20 protein-coding genes are annotated in these 16,118 nt (G+C 67.8%); 7 read left to right on the forward strand and 13 right to left on the reverse strand.

The genetic code is table 11. The annotated features are described in order from the left end of the window. Positions 1-211: 211 nt before the first annotated feature. A complete protein-coding gene (locus I71_RS27005; protein ID WP_083897423.1) occupies positions 212-625 on the reverse strand; it encodes a YkvA family protein in 414 nt (137 codons plus the stop codon). A gap of 206 nt (positions 626-831) precedes the next feature. Here I71_RS27005 and I71_RS27010 point away from each other — a divergent pair, with 206 nt between their 5' ends. Next, the gene (locus I71_RS27010; RefSeq protein ID WP_042701241.1) at positions 832-1,593 is read left to right on the forward strand and encodes an SDR family NAD(P)-dependent oxidoreductase; all 762 of its coding nucleotides are present in this window, start codon (positions 832-834) and stop codon (positions 1,591-1,593) included. A gap of 51 nt (positions 1,594-1,644) precedes the next feature. On the opposite strand, the gene I71_RS27015 is transcribed toward I71_RS27010, so the two are convergent. Further along, positions 1,645-1,842: a hypothetical protein gene (locus I71_RS27015; RefSeq protein WP_042701243.1), complete on the reverse strand. Its 198-nt coding sequence runs from the start codon at positions 1,840-1,842 to the stop codon at positions 1,645-1,647. 313 nt (positions 1,843-2,155) lie between these two features. Here I71_RS27015 and I71_RS27020 point away from each other — a divergent pair, with 313 nt between their 5' ends. After that, a complete protein-coding gene (locus tag I71_RS27020; RefSeq protein WP_042701245.1) occupies positions 2,156-2,704 on the forward strand; it encodes an NADPH-dependent FMN reductase in 549 nt (182 codons plus the stop codon). Positions 2,705-2,790: 86 nt separating this feature from the next. Here I71_RS27020 and I71_RS27025 read toward each other — a convergent pair whose 3' ends face one another. Continuing rightward, the gene (locus I71_RS27025; protein ID WP_042701247.1) at positions 2,791-3,993 is read right to left on the reverse strand and encodes an aspartate transaminase; all 1,203 of its coding nucleotides are present in this window, start codon (positions 3,991-3,993) and stop codon (positions 2,791-2,793) included. Positions 3,994-4,081: 88 nt separating this feature from the next. Further along, complete coding sequence (locus tag I71_RS37815; RefSeq protein ID WP_148294382.1) at positions 4,082-4,300, reverse strand: hypothetical protein; 219 nt, start codon at positions 4,298-4,300, stop codon at positions 4,082-4,084. Positions 4,301-4,377: 77 nt separating this feature from the next. Between I71_RS37815 and I71_RS27030 the strand changes: the two genes are divergently transcribed. Next, positions 4,378-4,806: a cytochrome c gene (locus I71_RS27030; RefSeq protein WP_042701249.1), complete on the forward strand. Its 429-nt coding sequence runs from the start codon at positions 4,378-4,380 to the stop codon at positions 4,804-4,806. Between the two features lie 66 nt (positions 4,807-4,872). On the opposite strand, the gene I71_RS27035 is transcribed toward I71_RS27030, so the two are convergent. Together I71_RS27035 and I71_RS27040 are read right to left on the reverse strand one after the other, a co-directional pair. Next, positions 4,873-5,991, reverse strand: coding sequence for a cytochrome-c peroxidase (locus I71_RS27035; protein ID WP_085940792.1), 1,119 nt, complete (start codon positions 5,989-5,991; stop codon positions 4,873-4,875). 228 nt (positions 5,992-6,219) lie between these two features. Continuing rightward, a complete protein-coding gene (locus I71_RS27040; protein WP_042701276.1) occupies positions 6,220-6,918 on the reverse strand; it encodes a cytochrome b/b6 domain-containing protein in 699 nt (232 codons plus the stop codon). 240 nt (positions 6,919-7,158) lie between these two features. Between I71_RS27040 and I71_RS27045 the strand changes: the two genes are divergently transcribed. Then, the gene (locus I71_RS27045) at positions 7,159-7,395 is read left to right on the forward strand and encodes a DUF4170 domain-containing protein (RefSeq protein ID WP_042701251.1); all 237 of its coding nucleotides are present in this window, start codon (positions 7,159-7,161) and stop codon (positions 7,393-7,395) included. Positions 7,396-7,482: 87 nt separating this feature from the next. Continuing rightward, positions 7,483-8,013, forward strand: coding sequence for a metallophosphoesterase family protein (locus I71_RS27050; RefSeq protein WP_042701253.1), 531 nt, complete (start codon positions 7,483-7,485; stop codon positions 8,011-8,013). On the opposite strand, the gene I71_RS27055 is transcribed toward I71_RS27050, so the two are convergent. From I71_RS27055 to I71_RS27080, 6 genes are all read right to left on the reverse strand, one after another. Further along, on the reverse strand, positions 7,999-10,377 hold the full coding sequence (locus I71_RS27055; RefSeq protein ID WP_042701255.1) for a bifunctional diguanylate cyclase/phosphodiesterase: 2,379 nt from the start codon (positions 10,375-10,377) through the stop codon (positions 7,999-8,001). The genes I71_RS27050 and I71_RS27055 overlap by 15 nt on opposite strands. 232 nt (positions 10,378-10,609) lie before the next feature. Then, complete coding sequence (locus I71_RS27060) at positions 10,610-11,413, reverse strand: hypothetical protein (protein WP_042701257.1); 804 nt, start codon at positions 11,411-11,413, stop codon at positions 10,610-10,612. 45 nt (positions 11,414-11,458) lie between these two features. After that, positions 11,459-11,743, reverse strand: coding sequence for a hypothetical protein (locus I71_RS27065; protein ID WP_042701259.1), 285 nt, complete (start codon positions 11,741-11,743; stop codon positions 11,459-11,461). Then, positions 11,736-13,331: a portal protein gene (locus tag I71_RS27070; RefSeq protein ID WP_042701261.1), complete on the reverse strand. Its 1,596-nt coding sequence runs from the start codon at positions 13,329-13,331 to the stop codon at positions 11,736-11,738. The genes I71_RS27065 and I71_RS27070 overlap by 8 nt, the downstream gene beginning before the upstream one ends. Next, a complete protein-coding gene (locus I71_RS27075) occupies positions 13,310-13,705 on the reverse strand; it encodes a hypothetical protein (protein WP_042701264.1) in 396 nt (131 codons plus the stop codon). The genes I71_RS27070 and I71_RS27075 overlap by 22 nt, the downstream gene beginning before the upstream one ends. Further along, the gene (locus tag I71_RS27080) at positions 13,702-14,106 is read right to left on the reverse strand and encodes a hypothetical protein (RefSeq protein WP_049976357.1); all 405 of its coding nucleotides are present in this window, start codon (positions 14,104-14,106) and stop codon (positions 13,702-13,704) included. Before I71_RS27080 ends, I71_RS27075 begins: the two co-directional genes overlap by 4 nt. A 161-nt stretch (positions 14,107-14,267) precedes the next feature. Here I71_RS27080 and I71_RS27085 point away from each other — a divergent pair, with 161 nt between their 5' ends. Together I71_RS27085 and I71_RS27090 are read left to right on the forward strand one after the other, a co-directional pair. Further along, positions 14,268-14,900 (forward strand): helix-turn-helix transcriptional regulator, encoded by a 633-nt coding sequence (locus tag I71_RS27085; RefSeq protein ID WP_042701266.1) that lies wholly within the window; start codon positions 14,268-14,270, stop codon positions 14,898-14,900. 90 nt (positions 14,901-14,990) lie between these two features. After that, a complete protein-coding gene (locus I71_RS27090) occupies positions 14,991-15,296 on the forward strand; it encodes a hypothetical protein (protein ID WP_042701268.1) in 306 nt (101 codons plus the stop codon). Here I71_RS27090 and I71_RS27095 read toward each other — a convergent pair. Beyond that, the gene (locus I71_RS27095) at positions 15,272-16,087 is read right to left on the reverse strand and encodes a branched-chain amino acid aminotransferase (protein WP_042701270.1); all 816 of its coding nucleotides are present in this window, start codon (positions 16,085-16,087) and stop codon (positions 15,272-15,274) included. The genes I71_RS27090 and I71_RS27095 overlap by 25 nt on opposite strands. Between the last annotated feature and the right edge of the window lie 31 nt (positions 16,088-16,118).

The following is a 16,118-nucleotide window of genomic DNA, read 5'->3' on the forward strand; positions in this document are numbered from 1 at the left end:
ACGCCGGTTTGCCTTTCACTGCCCTGTGGCCTGGATCGTCTTCGGCCAGACCATGGATGCGTGGGGCTGGCTGGGCGCCCTGGTGATCGCCGGGTCCGCGCTCTACACCATGCACCGCGACGCGGCGGACGGCCGCAAGGCGGCGCGGACTTAGAGTGTGATCGTTTCAAGCGGTATCGCTTGAAGCGTGAATCACACGAAAAACCAGACTCTAACCGACATCCGTTCCGGCGCTGCCCGTTTCCACGCGCAGGGCTTCCTTCGCCCGCCCCCAATGGGCCGGCGTCAGGTTGGCGCGCACGGTCTGCACGGCTGCTGCCAGCACCGCGGCGTCATCGGTGAAGCCGGCGATCAGCAGCCAGTCCGGCACCGCATCGAACGGCAGCACGAAATAGGCCAGCGCCGCCAGCAGGATCGCCTTCGCCCGATAGGGGGTCGCCGGATCGGTCGCGCAGAAATAGGCAGCCAGCAACTCTTCCAGGAATGGGATCCGGTGCAGGTTGGCGCGCAGCTTCTGCCAGAAGCGGCGGCGGACCAGCCGCTCGTCGCGTTCGACCCGGTCGGGATCGGGAACCGCCAGCTCGGTGCCGGTGGCAAGGGAGGGAGAGACGGACGATACGGTCATGGACGCTGAAATCCCTTTCGGAAACGGCCCTTCGGAAGACGGCGGGCAGCTCCCTCGCCGCCATGATGTTTCACCCCATACGGTGTGGTATGGTGCAGTGGCCATCTGGTGGACACGCCATCTGGCAAACAACAAGTGCGAACGCATCCTGTTGGACACAAGGCCGGCGCCCGGCACGGACCGGCTGCAATTAAGGAGGAGATGCCATGAACATCCAGGGTCTGTCCGCCGTCGTCACCGGCGGCGCCTCGGGCATGGGGGCGGCGACGGCGCGTCATCTCGCCGGTCTCGGCGCCAAGGTGACCGTGCTCGACGTCAACGAGGACGCGGTGCTGAAGACCGCGCACGAGATCGGCGGGCTGGGTCTGGTCTGCGACGTCACCGACGGCGCCTCCGCCGAGCGCGCGTTCGATCAGGCACGCTCCGCCCATGGTCCGGCGCGCATTGCGGTGAACTGTGCCGGCATCGCTCCGGCCCAGCGCATCGTCGGCCGCGATGGGCCGATGCCGCTGGAGAAATTCCGCTCGGTGATCGAGGTCAACCTGATCGGCAGCTTCAATATCCTTCGGCTGGCCGCCGCCGACATGGCAAAGCTCGACCCGCTGGACAGCGGAGAGCGCGGCGTGATCGTCAACACCGCCTCGGTCGCCGCCTATGAAGGACAGATCGGCCAAGCCGCCTATGCCGCGTCGAAGGGCGGCATCGTCGCCCTGACCGTCTGCGCCGCCCGCGACCTTGCCCGCAACGGCATCCGCGTGATGACGGTGGCTCCCGGCCTGATCGGCACGCCGATGCTGCTGAACATGCCGCAGGAGGTTCAGGACAGCCTCGCCGCAACCGTCCCCTTCCCCAAGCGCTTCGGCAAGCCGGAGGAATATGCCCGCCTCGTCCAGCACATCCTGGAGAACGAGATGCTGAACGGCGACGTCATCCGTCTGGATGGCGCCATCCGCATGGCACCGCAATAACGGTCAGGCTGGCGATGGAGCGGCTCCCCCTGCCCGGGGCCGCTCCCGTCTTCAGGCTTCGGCCATCGCCGCTTCGTCCGCCCGTTCCGCCTCGCCCAACAGGTCGATCAGCAGGGTCGTGCAGTGCTGAAGCCGCTGGTCGGCGGTGGCGGTCGCCATGTCGCGACCGGTCATCGTCTGCCATTCCTGCAGCATCAGCGCCAGATGTTTCCGAACGTGGTCGTCCCGATCCAGTCGCCGCGTCGCCATGTTGCCTCCCGGTTTCCAAGCCGCCTGTACCAAAGGTCAAAACCGATGGACGCGCACGGTCGCGCGCCCCGCCCTTTGTGTGCCCTCTAATTAGGTAGTCATCCAGCCCACCAACAGTCAGAACCCAAGATGGTCACAGCTGGACCGGACTCTCCGTCTGGCTGCGCCCCAACGACAATTCCGCCATGCCCTGTTGGTAGGCTGGACCTGCACCGACCATTTCAGCGCCGTGCTATTCATTGAATGGACCGGAACGGGCAGCAACCGGTAAGCCCCCGGCCACAAGACCGAACAGAGGAAAGGCAACCGCTTCATGACCGATGCAACGGTGAGCGCCAAACTGCTGGGCCTGCCCGGCAGCCTGCGCAGCAACTCCAACTCCCTGGCCATTCTGCGCGGATTGCAGGACGCCCTGCCGGCCGGTGTCGGCATGGACATCCGCGACCTGCGCCTGCCGCTCTACGACCAGGACATCGACACCCCCGACGCCCCGGCGGAGGTGCATGCCTTCCGTCAGGCCATCGCCGACGCCGACGGCGTGGTCATCGTCACGCCGGAATACAATTACGGCATGCCGGGCGTGCTGAAGAATGCCCTCGACTGGGCCTCGCGCCCCTATGGCAAGTCGGCGCTGATCGGCAAACCGGTGCTGGTGATTTCCAACTCGCCCGCCTTCACCGGCGGCGTGCGGGCGCATCAGCAGGTGAACGACACGCTGCTGGCACTTCCCGCCAAGCTGCTGGGCGGTCCCCAGGTGGTCGTCGGCGGTGTCGGCGAGAAGATCAAGGACGGCAAGCTGGCCGATGAAGCGGTGCTGAAATTCGCGGTCGGCGCCATCGACAGGATGCTGGCGGCGAAGTAACGCCCCCAAGCAAAAAGGGCCGGCACCCCGAGGCGCCGGCCCTTTTCTTATCCGATCATCTTATCCGATCACCGCGGCGGCGGCGATCAGCGCAGGTTGCCGCAGGCGCGCTGGATGCGCTTGCACGCCTCTTCCAGCGCTTCCGTCGAGGTCGCGTAGGAGATGCGGAAATGCGGGGCGAGGCCGAAGGCCGACCCCTGGACGACGGCGACGCCTTCCGACTCCAGCAGATAGGTGACGAAATCCTCGTCGGTCTCGATCACCTTGCCGTCCGGGGTCGTCTTGCCGATGGTGCCGGCGCAGGACGGATAGACGTAGAAGGCACCTTCCGGCTTCGGGCAGCTGAGGCCGGTGGCCTGGTTCAGCATCGACACCACCAGGTCGCGGCGCTCGCGGAACACCTCCGCACGCTCCTTGATGAAGTCCTGCGGACCGTTCAGCGCCTCGACGGCGGCGGCCTGGGCGATGGAGGTCGGGTTGGAGGTCGACTGGCTCTGGATCACGCCGATGGCCTTGATCAGCTCCTTCGGGCCGCCGGCATAGCCGATGCGCCAGCCGGTCATCGCGTAGGACTTCGACACGCCGTTGACGGTCAGGGTGCGGTCGTACAGCGACGGCTCGACCTGGGCCGGGGTGACGAACTCCAGGCCGTCATACAGCAGGTGTTCGTACATGTCGTCGGTCATGACCCAGACATGCGGGTGCTTGACCAGCACGTCGGTCAGCGCCTTCATCTCGGCGCGGGTGTAGGCCGCACCCGACGGGTTCGACGGCGAGTTCAGGATCAGCCACTTGGTCTTCGGCGTGATCGCCTTCTCCAGGTCGGCGGGCTGCAGCTTGAAGCCCTGCTCGGCCGGGCAGGAAACGGCGACCGGTGTGCCTTCCGCCAGTTCCACCATGTCCGGATAGCTGACCCAGTAGGGGGCCGGGATGATGACCTCGTCGCCCGGGTTCAGCGTCGCCATCAGGGCGTTGTACAGCACCTGCTTGCCGCCGACGCCGACGGTGATCTGCTCCGGCGTGTATTTCAGGCCGTTCTCGCGCTCGAACTTGGCGCAGATCGCCTTCTTCAGAGCGGGGGTGCCGTCCACCGCGGTGTATTTGGTGTCGCCGGACTCGATCGCCTTGATCGCGGCGGCCTTGATGTTGTCGGGGGTGTCGAAGTCCGGCTCGCCGGCACCCAGGCCGATGACGTCGCGACCGGCCGCTTTCAGTTCGCGGGCTTTGTTGGTCACGGCGATGGTCGGCGACGGCTTGATGCGCGAGAGACGGGACGCGATAATCGACATGGCGGCGGGCCCCCTCAGGGCTATAGGACGGTGTGGCGGAGGCGTCGTGGACGCCTGCCCCTCCGGGTGGAAGGCGCGAGGCGGGACCTTACTTCCGCTCCACCCCGGTTGCAAGGCCGGTCGGCCGGTGAAAACCGCGCTGTCCGGTGCTTTTTTCGCCCTGTGGCGATGCCGTATCGGAGAACATCGCCGCCACTCCCGGCCGTCGGGCGGTCGATCCGGCAGCAGCGCCAAAATCAGAATCCGGTTCCTCCCAGCATTGATTCTTGCTGCACAAATGATCGTCATGATGATGGATCCCCGTCATGCCCACTTCACTTGACAGTCCGGGTTTGGCGGTGTGTAAGTCCGGCCGGGGGCGAATTCAAGAAAGGGACAAGAACCGTGTTTTCCCGTATCGTGCTTGCGGCAACGGCCGCGCTGATGCTGACCGGCGGCGTTGCTCTGGCCCAGGACGTGATCCAGACCCGCAAGGCCGGATTCGACGACTTCAAGAAGGCGATGGGCGAGATCAAGGACGCGGTTGGCAAGGGCGATCTTGCCGCCATCGGCCCGGTCACCGACCGCATCGACGCTATCGCCGCCAGGATCCCCAGCCTGTTCCCCCCCGGCTCCGACAAGGGCAAGACCGCGGCCAAGGAGTTGATCTGGGCCAACTTCCCGGACTTCACCGCCAAGGCGCAGGGCCTTCAGGCCTCCGCCCAGGCCCTGAAAGTCGCCGCCGCGTCGGGCGACAAGGCCGCGACGGGAAAGGCGTTCGGCGCCATGGCCGACAGCTGCAAGGCCTGCCACCAGCGCTACCGCTCCGAATAAGCGGCATCCCCGCTGGAAAGGCCCTTCCCCACCGGCGTGGGGAAGGGCTTTTTCTTTGCCTCGTCCTTATTTGAAGACAGGTTGCGGCGTGGCCGGCGTGCTGGCCGGCAACAGCGGATAGTCAACGCGCGGCTGCTGACCGGTCAGCGCGGTCAGGAAGGCGGTGATCTTGTCGATCTCCTGCTCGGACAGGGTGGCGCCAAGCTGGCTCGATCCCATCACCGCCACCGCCTGCCGCAAGTCCCACACCTTGCCGGAATGGAAATAGGGGGCGGTCAGCGCGACGTTGCGCAGGGTGGGTGCGCGGAAGACATACTCGTCGTCGGCGGTCTTGGTGACGGCGAAGCGGCCCTTGTCTCCCGGCGGCAGGATCTCGGCCCCCGGCTTGGCGACGACCCGAAAGGGGAAGTAATCGTGGCCACCGACATTGACGCCGTTGTGGCAACCGGCGCAGCCTTTGTCGATGAACAGCTCCAGCCCGGCCTTCTGGCTGTCGGTCAGCGCATCGGCCTTGCCCTCCAGATATTGGTCGAAGGGGGCGGCGGGGGTGGTCAGCGTCGCCTCGAACGCCTCGATGGCCATGGCGACATTGTCGAAGCTGACCGGGTCCTTCTCGTTGGGGAAGGCATCGGCGAATTTGGCCTTGTAGGCCGGAATGCTGTTCAGCACCGCCATCACGCGGTCGGGCGTGCTGTTCATCTCCACGCCGGCCTGGATCGGCCCCTTGGCCTGCGCCTTCAGATCCTCCGCCCGGCCGTCCCAGAACTGGGCCACGTTCAGCACCGCGTTCAGCACGGTCGGCGCATTGCGCGGCCCCTTCTGCCAACCATGGCCGACCGAGGTCTCCAGCCCGTCGACACCGCCAAGCCCCAGATTGTGGCAGCTGTTGCAGGAGAAGATGCCGCTGGCCGACAGGCGCGGATCGAAGAACAGCATCTTGCCGAGATCGATCTTCTCGCGGGTGACCGCATTGTTGCGGACCATGGGCAGGGTGGCGGGCAGCGGCTTGAACAGCTCGCGTGCACGGGCCATCAGGGCGTCGCCACCGGCAGCGGTTCCAGCTGCCGCCGGATCGGCGGCCGATGCGGCGCCGGCGGTCACGGCAAGGATGCCAAGGGCGGCGACGGTGGCGACCAGCAGGCCTTTCAGCGCTGCGGTCGGGCGGTACCCGGTTTGTGCGTGCATGACTGGCGGTCCCCCGGCCGGCCGACCTCCCAACCACAACCTGAAGGTCTATTCAGGCAAAGGCCGATCGATCCCGAAAATCGGGCCGGCATCATTGGTTTCGTGGTGTTTTGTGCGGATCAATCTAGAGTCATTCTAGACTGGTGAGCACGAAACCCCAGACGACGCATTGTCGCACACAACCAATGGCATATGCCGGCGAGACCGGCGCGGAGCCGGCCGGCCGCTTCAACCGGCAGCGCGCAGCACCATGAAAACCAACCCGGCCGACGCCGCCAGGATTGCCAGCGCCAGCGCCGCCGAAGCGCGCCGCGGCTCTGTCGCCGCCAGCCGTGCCGGCAGGATCTTGCAGCCGGTGACCATCGGGCGGATCAGGTTGTCGCGCTTGACCAGAAGATGGAAGAACACCGCCGCCACATGCAGCCCGACCAGCACGAAGATGCCGTTGGCGAGTAGCCGGTGCAGCGAGCTGAGCAGCGCCACGGTGGCGCCGGATGCCAGCGGAACCAGCGGGCCGTCGACCAGGATGTCGTCGCTGGTGAACAGCCCGCTGCCCGCCTGGATCAGCAGCACCAGCAGAAGCGCCACCACCATCAGCGCGCCCAGCGGGTTATGTCCCAGGGTGAAAGCTGCCTCCCCGCCCGCCCGCGACCGCCGCAGATAGGCGCGGATCGCTGCCGGTCCCTTCACGAAATCGGTGAAGCGCGCGGTCTGGCTGCCCACCATCCCCCAGCCCAGACGGAACAGCACAAGGATGAGAATTGTTTCACCCGCCAACATATGAACGGCAAGCACACCAAGCTCCGCCGACAGAATCGCGACCGCCACCGCGGCGACCAGCGCCCAATGAAACAGTCGGGTCGGCAGGTCCCAGACCCGCAGCTCGCGCCCGTGTTTCTCCCGAGTCGCGGTATGACCACTTGCCATCGCTCGATCCTCGCAGTGTTCGGCCGTGATTCCGGTGTCCATCATCTGCGGCAAATGGAGGGATTCTTTATCCTGATCCTGAAAACGCCGCAGTCCCGTGGTGGCAAAGGTCGATGGAGGTGTCAACAGGCTTGAAGCACCGCCCGGACGGCGGATATGAGAATGCGACGCATCAGCCGGCCTGCCGGCGCAAAGACAGCCAGAACTCCCCAATCACCCCCGGCTACAAGGACCAAGGCCATGCCCGACAAACAGCTCCTCCACCTCGTGTTCGGCGGCGAACTCGTGCGCCCGGACTCGGACCAGTTCGTCGATCCGTCGAAGCTGCACATCGTCGGCATCTTCCCGAACTATGAGGAAGCCTACAAGGCATGGCGCGGCGCCACCGGCCAGACCATCGACGACGCCCACACCCGCTATTACATCGTCCACATGCACCGCTTCCTCGACCCTGCGGCGGGCGACCACAAGCACTGACCGCGAGTCCGCCGGCGCGCGCAGCAGACCCCCAATGCGGGACCCTGTAGCGGGAACAGCCCGCGGCGCGCCGGCGTTGACCGGCCGATGACCGTATACTTCACCTCGGACACCCATTTCGGCCATGGCGGCGCCCGCGGCCGGTTCCGCCGTCCCTTCGAATCCACCGCCGAGATGGACGCGGCAATGGAGGCGAACTGGAACGCCACCGTCGGTCCGGACGACGAGATCTGGCACCTCGGCGACTTCGCCCTGCATCTGGAGCCTGAGGCCATGGCGGCCCTGCTCGGCCGGCTGAATGGCACCAAGCATCTGATCGCCGGCAACAACGACGGCCCGGCGACATTGACGCTACCCGGCTGGGCCAGCGTCGGACATTACGCCGAACTGACGCTGGACGGCATCGATCTGGTGATGTGCCATTACGCCTTCCGCACCTGGAACGGCATGCACCGCAAGGCGCTGAACCTGCACGGCCACAGCCACGGCCAATTGAAGCCGCAGCCCCGGCAGATCGACGTCGGCGTCGATGTCTGGAATTTCCACCCGGTCACGCTGGCCGACCTTATGGTCCCCCGGCAGCGGCGGAAGACGGCATCCGCTTCAGGCAGCCCCTAAGGTCGCCTGGCGCAGCCGCTCCATCAACAGGCGGCAAGCGGCCTCGGCCGGAACCGGGCGGCCGGTCAGCCAGCCCTGGACCTGGGTGCAATTGTGGCGGCGCAGGAAATTGGCCTGCTCGGTCTTCTCCACCCCTTCGGCGACCACATGCAGTCCCAGCATGTCGGCCATCGCGATGATGGTGGAGACGATGCCGGCATCCTCGCGCTCGTTCGGGACGCCGTTGATGAAGGAGCGGTCGATCTTCAAGGTGGTGATCGGCAGGCGCTTCAGATAGCTCAGGCTGGAATGGCCGGTGCCGAAATCGTCCACCGCCACCCGGATGCCGAGGGCCTTCAAGGCCGCCAGCACCGACAGGGCATGGTCGAGATCCTGCATCACTGCCCCTTCGGTGATTTCCAGCTCGATCAGGCCGGGCGGCAGGCCGTGGCGGTCGATGATGCGCTGGAAATCCTCGGCGCTGCGGTTGCGCAGATGCTTGGGCGATACGTTGACGGCAACCGGCACCGGTTCCATCCCGGCATCCAGCCATTCGCGCATCTGGCGGCAGGCCTCGTCCAGCACCCAGTCGCCGAGGGGCACGATGAAGCCGGTCTCCTCCGCCACCGGAATGAACTCGCCCGGCGGAATCATCACCCCCGGCTCTTGCTCCCGCCCCGGCTTTTCCCAGCGCAGCAACGCCTCGAACCCCTCCAGCGAGAAGTCGATCAGCGACACCTTGGGCTGGTAATGCAGGCGGAACTGCTTCTGCGCCAGCGCTGCCCGCAGGTCGCCGTCCAGCGCCAGCTGGCGCCGCGCCTGTTCGGCAAGCTCGGGACGGAAGAAGGCGTGGCGGCGCCCGCCCATCCGCTTGGCGGCATAGAGCGCCGTCTCGGCCGCGCGCAGAAGCGCCTGGGGATCGTCGCCGTCCCGCCGCCCGACAGCCTCGTCGCCGGCGAGATCGGTCGGGTAGACGGCGATGCCGATCGCCGGGCGGACATAATGTTCGCAGCCCGGCAGGGTGACCGGCGCGTCGAAGGACGCCAGGATGCGCTCGGCAATCTCCGCCGCCTCGTCGGCGTCGCGGACATCCTCAAGGACAACGGCGAAATCGTCGGTGCCGATCCGGCCGACCTGATCGGCGGTACGCACCGAGGCGACGATCCGCCGGGCCACCTCCTGCAACAGCGAGTCGCCGGCCTGATGGCCCAGCGTGTCGGTGATCAGCTTGAAGCGCGACAGGTCGAGGCAAAGCACGGCGAACGGCCGCCGATGAAGGCGGCTGCGCTCCACCGCCGCCTCGACCAGCGATTCGATCATCGCCCGGTTGGGCAGGCCGGTCAGCCGGTCACGGGTGGCCAGCCGCATCAGTTCGCGTTCCTGACGCAGCCGGTCGGTCACGTCGGCCAGCACGCAGACGAAGCCGCGCCGTCCCTGAACCACCAGCGGCGACACGCTGAGCGAGGCATCGATCCGCTCGCCGGTTCCGGCGCGCTCGATTCCCAGGGCCTGCTCCCGCACCGGCTCCGGCACCTCCGCCTCCGCCGCCAGGGCGGCCAGCAGCGAGTCGATCCGCGCCCGGTCGGCCGCGGCGAACAGCCCGGACAGCGGCCGGCCGCGCAATTCCCCGGCAGCCACGCCGAACAGGGCCATTGCGGCGGGGTTGTGCTCCTCGATCCGGCCACGGGTGTCGACCAGCAGGATCGCCTCGCCGACATTGTTCATGATGCCGGCCAGCCGCTCGTCCCGTTCGATCAGGGCGATGGCGGCACGGCGGAAGAACTCCATCGCGCGGGCCATCGCCCCGAATTCGTCGCGGCGGTCGCGGCCGGGGATGTCGATGTCGGTCCGCCCCTCCGTCAGCAGGCGCATCCGGTCCGACAACGCTTCCAACGGCCCGACCGCAAGCTGCGACAGCAGCAGCGATCCCGGCCAGCTCAGCGCCAGAAGGGCGACGAGAAACAGCAAAAAGCCGGACGCTTCCATCAGGAAGTCGCGGTCGAGATCGTCGATGTCGCCGGCGGCGGCGATGGCCCAGCCCCAGGGCTCGAACCGCCCTTCCGCCGTCACCGCGCGGTTCATGGCGGACCAGCCCGCCGGGACAATGCCGTCCGTGAAAATCCTGACATGGAACGGTTTGGCCGACAGGGCCAGCAGCGCCGTCCGCGCCCGGTCGCGCGCCTCGTCGCCGGAGATCGCACCGGAGGTCGCCGACCGCTCCAGATCGCGCAGCAGCAAGCCCGTCGAATCGACCAGGGCAGCAGCGATCTGCCCCCGCTCGACGATCATGCCCTGCCGCAGCAGGTAGAGCGCGGGAATCGCCGCCATCAGGCAGACGATCAGGCCGATCCAGGTCAGCCAGCGAATCTTGCGGCGCAGCGTCATCGGGCCTGGCGTCGCTCTCTTGTCCGTTAGACAAACGGACGGTTGGTCATTCTGAAGGGAAAGTGACGAGTCCGTTTCAATCTTGCAATGCGATTCTTCTTCGCACGCGCAACGGCACCCTGTCCAACCCCTACAAAAGTTGCATGCTGCGACGCTTTGTCCCGCTGCCGCCCGCTTTTGCCGGCCGCCATCCGCCTTGTCCGGGGAGGGCGGCGGCCGACAGCGCGTCCCCTCACCCCTGACTCGGATAGAGCCGCTGGAAGCCTTCGGTGACACGGGCGATCACCGCCGGATCGCGCTCGCGCCAATAGCGTGGGTCACGCATCAGGGTGCGGAGTTCGGCCTCGCCATCACCGCGACCCGGCGGGTTGCCGGCCATCGACAGGGCCGCCGGCTCGCTGCCGGTCATCATGGCGTACAGCGCCATGACACCTTCGTAGCTGGTCGCCAGCCCTTCCACCGCGGCGGGCGGCAGCGCCTTGCCGGCCCAGGCCAGCAGTTGCCGCGACACCTCGCGCCAGCGCTCCTCGCCGCCAAAGCGGGCGACCAGCCGCTCCACCTCGCGCTCCGCCTGGAACTCCGCGGCCATGGCCTGGATCAGCGGAATCATCCGCTCGGCGGCGAGATCGTAGAGAAGCTGCGCCTGGGTCGGGGTATAGCCGGCCTCATGCAAGCGGCCGTTGATCTCCGGATCGGGCTGGAACAGGCCATGGTCGCAGGCGATGCTGTAGCCGTCCGGCGTCTCCGGCGCCCCCAGCAGCCGGCGAAACTGCGCCGGATCGATTCTGGCTGGATCGAATGTGGCCGCATCGAACGGACTGGGCTGGGTGGGCGACTCGGACGCTGCGTCCGATGGCGGCTGCCGGGACTGGCCTTGCGAGGAGAGGCGGCGTTCCAGTTCCAGATAGGATTTCAGCAAAGCCTCGACACGCAGGCCCCCGGTCCTGGGATCGCGGAACTTCTCCGGGATCGGCAGCGGCGGGACCGCATCGGCCAAGGCGGGAGCAGCGGCTTCGGTCAGCAGAGTATCGGCCATCATCAACTCCTAAAGAAATGGGGAAGAAGGTGGACGCACCACCGGTCAGCCCGCCCGCCCACGCGCGACCAGCGCAAGGATGGTGGCAACCAGTTGGCGCTGTCCTTCGAGGTGACGCAGCGCCGCTTCCGACGCCTCGGCTCCCAGCGCGCGGTCGAGCGTCATCGCCCGCAGCACCGCCAGCACCCGCGCGCCATCGGTCCCGGCGAAGCAGCGGGCGAAGCTGGGCGCTGGATCGGCGTCGGACGCCGAGGCCGGTGCCGGATCGGACGAAAGCGGCGGCTCCAGCCAGTCCCAACCGGTCCGCTCGATCATCGGACGGTCAGCCATCGACCGCTCCGGGATCGGCTACGGGCGGAACAACCAGAGGGGCAGAGGGAGAAGGTGTGGAAGAAGGTGTAGGAGAAGGTATGGCAGGAGGGAGCGCGGAAGCCGCCCGCATCAGCTTGGCGGGCACGCCGAAGGCTTCGCCCAGCCAATGGGCGGTCGCCGCTGCATCCACCGTGGCCTCCGCTTCCGGTCCCAGCGCCTTGACGCTGTCCAGCCAGCGCAGCGCAGCCTGCACGTCGCGCTGCGCCTGTGCCTGGGCGAGCGGGGAGCGGTGCTGCAACTCCACCAGCCGGCCGTCGACGGTGATGTCCGGGATCTCGCCGCGCCGGCGCAGGATCGACACCGCCCGCAGCACCAGCGGCGTCATCAGCTCCGCCTGCAGCCGGCCGTAGGTGGCACCGAGCAGCCGGGCCATCTCGACCGCGCGTTCCAGCACCTCGGTCGCGGTCATCCGCGCCGATTCCACCGGCCCCAGCCGGTCGACCAACAGCGCATGGCGGATGCGCCCGCGCAGATCGTCCAGCACCAGTTGCGACACGTCGAACCGGCCGGGATTGGCCAGCGGCGTCAATCCGGCGGACCCGACCGCCTTGGGGATGATCGTGCCGGGCACCAGCCGGATGGTGGTCGGGTTCAGCACGCCGTCATCATCAGCCTGCCAGATGCCGGTGACGGCGATGGAGGCGTTCTTCAGCACCAGCTCCACCACCTTGTTGGCGGTCTTGATGTCCGGCAGCGCCTTCATCACCGGCGAGCGGCCATAGGTCTCGCCCGGCGCCTTCAGCCAGCGGAAATTCACGAAGGGAGATTGGGCGAAGCGTCCCTGTGCCAGCCAGGACGGCTCGGCCAGCCCACTGTCCAGCACCACGCCCCAACGATAGGCCGTACCGTCGGGCAGCACCGCCTCGACCAGCGGGAAGCGGCTGTCGGGTTCCCCGGCCGCCTGTTTGCGCAGCTCGTCCGGTAGATCCGCGCCGGGAAAGCGCTGGAGGATCTGCGCCAGCGTCGCCTCGCTGCGGCGGAAGGTGGCGTCGAGCCGGCCGTCCGGCCCCTCCTCCAGCACCGCCTCGGCGAGCGGCACGGCGGTGAAGCGCAGACTGGACGGGGCGCCGGGGGCGGCTTCCTCCATCAGCAGGCTGGCGGTGCCGACGGTGACAAGGTCGAGGAAGGCCTGATGGATCTCCACCGCGAAGTTGGAGCGGTCGAAATGGGCCTGGACGATCCCGGCGGCACGGTCGAGCAAAGGGGCGACCCGGTCGCGCTCCACCCCGGTCAGGGTCGGGCCGGGCTGGAAGCCGAACCAGCGCGACCAGGGCGGCGTCAGTTCCGACAGCAGGCTGGCCGCCAGCTGCTCCACCGCGTCGGGGGCGGTGCCGTCGAACAGCCGGTCGACCCGGCGTTCGCCCGGCGTGCCGCCGCCGCGGAAGGGCCGGCCGTTGGGCAGCGCATGGTCGTAGCAGTCCTGCCAGTGGCTCTCCCACACGCCGCGCCGGTCGCGGGCGACGCGGTAACGCTCCAGCAGAGCCTCCGGCTCCGACAGCTCCCTCGCACGGCTGGCGGGCGTCTTCACGGCTGCGGATGCGGGCATTCGCGGTCTCCTCGGGTCAGGTGGCGGTGCAGTTGCCAGGGGGTCAGGACCCGGCGGACGCGCAGGCCGATCAGGCGCTTGACCGCCTCGACGCAGGTGAAGGGTCCCCAGGGAGCGGGACCGTCCGGGCGGCGCAGCGGGGCGGCGTCCACAACGAGTCCCTGGGCGCGGTACCAGCCCGGCAGGTCGAAATCGGCGGGCAGATCCAGCACCGCCACGTCGGTGAAGCCGGCGAGCGGATCGACCGCCACCCAGCGCTGCCCGTCGGTCAGCAGGGCCAGGCAGTGGCGGAAGCCCGGTTTCAGCAGACGCAGCCACCACAACGGCGCCTCTCCGCGATAGACCACCCAGGCCGCCGTCCAACTGGCGGTCATCGCGCAATCCCCTTGTCGCGGAGGGCCGGAGCGATGACCTCGAACGCCTCCCGCCACAGGCTATGGGCACGCTGTTCGCGGAAGCGCTCCGGCACCGGCGCGCTCTGGCGCCGGCCGTAATGGACCAGCACATGCAGATGGTCGCGCATCAGCTTGCGCATCCGGTAAAGCCGGTCGACCGCCCGCAGAACGTCCTGCGGTTCGCAGGGCCGTGCGATCTGCCCGCAGCCGGCGACGATCCGCGCCCCGGCCGCCTTGGCGTCCTGCGCCTGCACCGCCCAGAACCACGCCTCCTCCGCACCGGCGAAGGGTTCGCCATCGACACTGTATGGCTCCGCCTTCAAAGCCACGGTCTGGGACAGGCGGGCGGCGGACAAGGCGGGGGCGGCCGGACTCAGCATGCTGGTCTCCTTGCGGCTTCGGATGTTTGAAAGAGGGGGCACCGGTCCCGGGATGCGGCGGCACCGTCCGTTTGCGTTATGTTCCCACAAACACCGGCGGTCAACGGATTTATGAAAAAGTTCCTAGGGACGGTGTCGCCACTTTATGAGATTATCGTCCCATGCTGAAACACACGGACATCTGGCGGGCCATCGACCGTCTTGCGGCACAGCACGGGCTCTCCGCCTCCGGGCTGGCGCGGCGCGCCGGACTGGACCCGACCACCTTCAACAAAAGCAAGCGCACGACCAACGACGGCAAGCTGCGCTGGCCGTCGACGGAAAGCATCTCCAAGGTGCTGGACGCCACCGGCGCGTCCCTGTCGGAATTCGTGTCGCTGGTCGGCGACGGCGCCGGCACCACGCCGCTGCAACGGGTTCCGGTGATCGGCTATGCCCAGGCCGGATCGGCCGGCTATTTCGACGACGCCGGCTTTCCCGCCGGCAGCGGCTGGGACGAGCTGCTGTTCCCCAGCCTGGGCGACCCGCACGCCTATGCGCTGGAAATCTCCGGCGACAGCATGGAGCCGGTCTATCGCGACGGCGACACCATCATCGTCTCACCGGCCGCCCAGATCCGCCGCAACGACCGTGTCGTCGTCCGCACCAAGGGCGGCGAGGTGATGGCCAAGCAGCTGATCCGCGAGACGGCGACCAAGATCGAGCTGCTGTCGATCAACCGCGCCCACCCCGACCGCAGCATCCCGCTGTCGGACGTCGCCTGGATGGCCCGGATCATCTGGGCCAGTCAGTGAGGGTTGGGGGGAAACACCTCCCCACCGGGCGCGCGATCCTAGGAAAAATTCCCTTTACCGGCCGCCCCGGCAGGCGTTACCGTCCATTCCATGGACCGAGCCGCCCACCTGGACGACCTTCACCGCACCCATGACGTCAAGCCGCCGAGGCAGGAACTTCGCGTCACGCTGCTCGGCGGCACTGGCCGCGCCAACGCCATCAAACTTGCGGCAACGCTCCGCCTGCACAGCACACTCGCGGCGCAAGCGCGCCTCGCCACCGCCCGGCGCCGCGGCGCCCTGACCGCCGCGGCCTGCCGGAGCGATGCGTGGCTGGCCCGTCTGGCCGCCACGCTGGCCCATCACCGCCGGGTGGCGGTGGCGCTGCTCGATCAGCGGAACGCATATTCCCAGTAGAGCGCCCGCGCCCGCTGGAACAGCGGCCCGGCCGGGAGGCTGCGGTCCTCCACCTTGATCACCGGCACGCATTTGGCGTGGTTGCCGGTGGAGAAGACCTCGTCGGCCTCCAGCACGTCCTTTGTAGTCAGAGTGCATTCCTCCACCGTTACGCCGTCGTTGCGCAGCAGGGCGATGACGCGCTGGCGGGTGATGCCGTTCAGGAAGCAGCCGTTCGGCACCGGTGTCCTTACCACGCCATTCGCCGCGATGAAGATGTTGGAGGTGGCGAATTCCGCCACATTGCCGATGGCGTCCAGCATGATGGCGTTCTGGAAGCCACGCTTGCGCGCCTCGGTCAAGGCCAGACCGGCATTCGGATAGAGGCAGGCGGCCTTAGCCTCGGTCGGGGCCATGCTCGGGATGGGCCGGCGGCGGGTGGAGATGCAGGCGGCGAAACCGGTCGGCGGCGGCAGCGGATCCTCGTAGATCGACAGCACGAAGCGCGTGCTCTCCGGCGCCGGGGCGACGAAGCCGTCATCGGCGTAGAACATCGGGCGGATGTACAGCTCCGCCTCCTTGGAGAAGCGGCGGATGCCGTCCCAGCACAGCTCCTCGATTTCGCCGGCGGTGACCATCGGCTCCAGCCCCATCACCTGGGCCGAGCGGATGGCGCGGGCGCAATGCAGGTCAAGGTCGGGGGCCACGCCCTGGAAGGCGCGCGCGCCGTCGAAGACCGTCGAAGAGAGCCACAGCGTGTGGGACAGCGGTCCGACGATGGGCGGGTTGCCCTCCACCCACTCGCCCTGGATCCAGCTCCACGCCTGCCTGCCAGCCGCCCAG

This window comes from Azospirillum sp. B506, assembly GCF_000333595.1.
GTDB lineage: Bacteria > Pseudomonadota > Alphaproteobacteria > Azospirillales > Azospirillaceae > Azospirillum.

What these genes read in the sequence shown, in the direction of transcription:
- I71_RS27005 (WP_083897423.1), bottom strand. Translation starts at nt 625, where the DNA reads ATGACCGTATCGTCCGTCTCTCCCTCCCTTGCCACCGGCACCGAGCTG.
- I71_RS27010 (WP_042701241.1), top strand. Translation starts at nt 832, where the DNA reads ATGAACATCCAGGGTCTGTCCGCCGTCGTCACCGGCGGCGCCTCGGGC.
- I71_RS27015 (WP_042701243.1), bottom strand. Translation starts at nt 1,842, where the DNA reads ATGGCGACGCGGCGACTGGATCGGGACGACCACGTTCGGAAACATCTG.
- I71_RS27020 (WP_042701245.1), top strand. Translation starts at nt 2,156, where the DNA reads ATGACCGATGCAACGGTGAGCGCCAAACTGCTGGGCCTGCCCGGCAGC.
- I71_RS27025 (WP_042701247.1), bottom strand. Translation starts at nt 3,993, where the DNA reads ATGTCGATTATCGCGTCCCGTCTCTCGCGCATCAAGCCGTCGCCGACC.
- I71_RS37815 (WP_148294382.1), bottom strand. Translation starts at nt 4,300, where the DNA reads ATGACGGGGATCCATCATCATGACGATCATTTGTGCAGCAAGAATCAA.
- I71_RS27035 (WP_085940792.1), bottom strand. Translation starts at nt 5,991, where the DNA reads ATGCACGCACAAACCGGGTACCGCCCGACCGCAGCGCTGAAAGGCCTG.
- I71_RS27040 (WP_042701276.1), bottom strand. Translation starts at nt 6,918, where the DNA reads ATGGCAAGTGGTCATACCGCGACTCGGGAGAAACACGGGCGCGAGCTG.
- I71_RS27045 (WP_042701251.1), top strand. Translation starts at nt 7,159, where the DNA reads ATGCCCGACAAACAGCTCCTCCACCTCGTGTTCGGCGGCGAACTCGTG.
- I71_RS27050 (WP_042701253.1), top strand. Translation starts at nt 7,483, where the DNA reads ATGACCGTATACTTCACCTCGGACACCCATTTCGGCCATGGCGGCGCC.
- I71_RS27055 (WP_042701255.1), bottom strand. Translation starts at nt 10,377, where the DNA reads ATGACGCTGCGCCGCAAGATTCGCTGGCTGACCTGGATCGGCCTGATC.
- I71_RS27060 (WP_042701257.1), bottom strand. Translation starts at nt 11,413, where the DNA reads ATGGCCGATACTCTGCTGACCGAAGCCGCTGCTCCCGCCTTGGCCGAT.
- I71_RS27065 (WP_042701259.1), bottom strand. Translation starts at nt 11,743, where the DNA reads ATGGCTGACCGTCCGATGATCGAGCGGACCGGTTGGGACTGGCTGGAG.
- I71_RS27070 (WP_042701261.1), bottom strand. Translation starts at nt 13,331, where the DNA reads ATGCCCGCATCCGCAGCCGTGAAGACGCCCGCCAGCCGTGCGAGGGAG.
- I71_RS27075 (WP_042701264.1), bottom strand. Translation starts at nt 13,705, where the DNA reads ATGACCGCCAGTTGGACGGCGGCCTGGGTGGTCTATCGCGGAGAGGCG.
- I71_RS27080 (WP_049976357.1), bottom strand. Translation starts at nt 14,106, where the DNA reads ATGCTGAGTCCGGCCGCCCCCGCCTTGTCCGCCGCCCGCCTGTCCCAG.
- I71_RS27085 (WP_042701266.1), top strand. Translation starts at nt 14,268, where the DNA reads ATGCTGAAACACACGGACATCTGGCGGGCCATCGACCGTCTTGCGGCA.
- I71_RS27090 (WP_042701268.1), top strand. Translation starts at nt 14,991, where the DNA reads ATGGACCGAGCCGCCCACCTGGACGACCTTCACCGCACCCATGACGTC.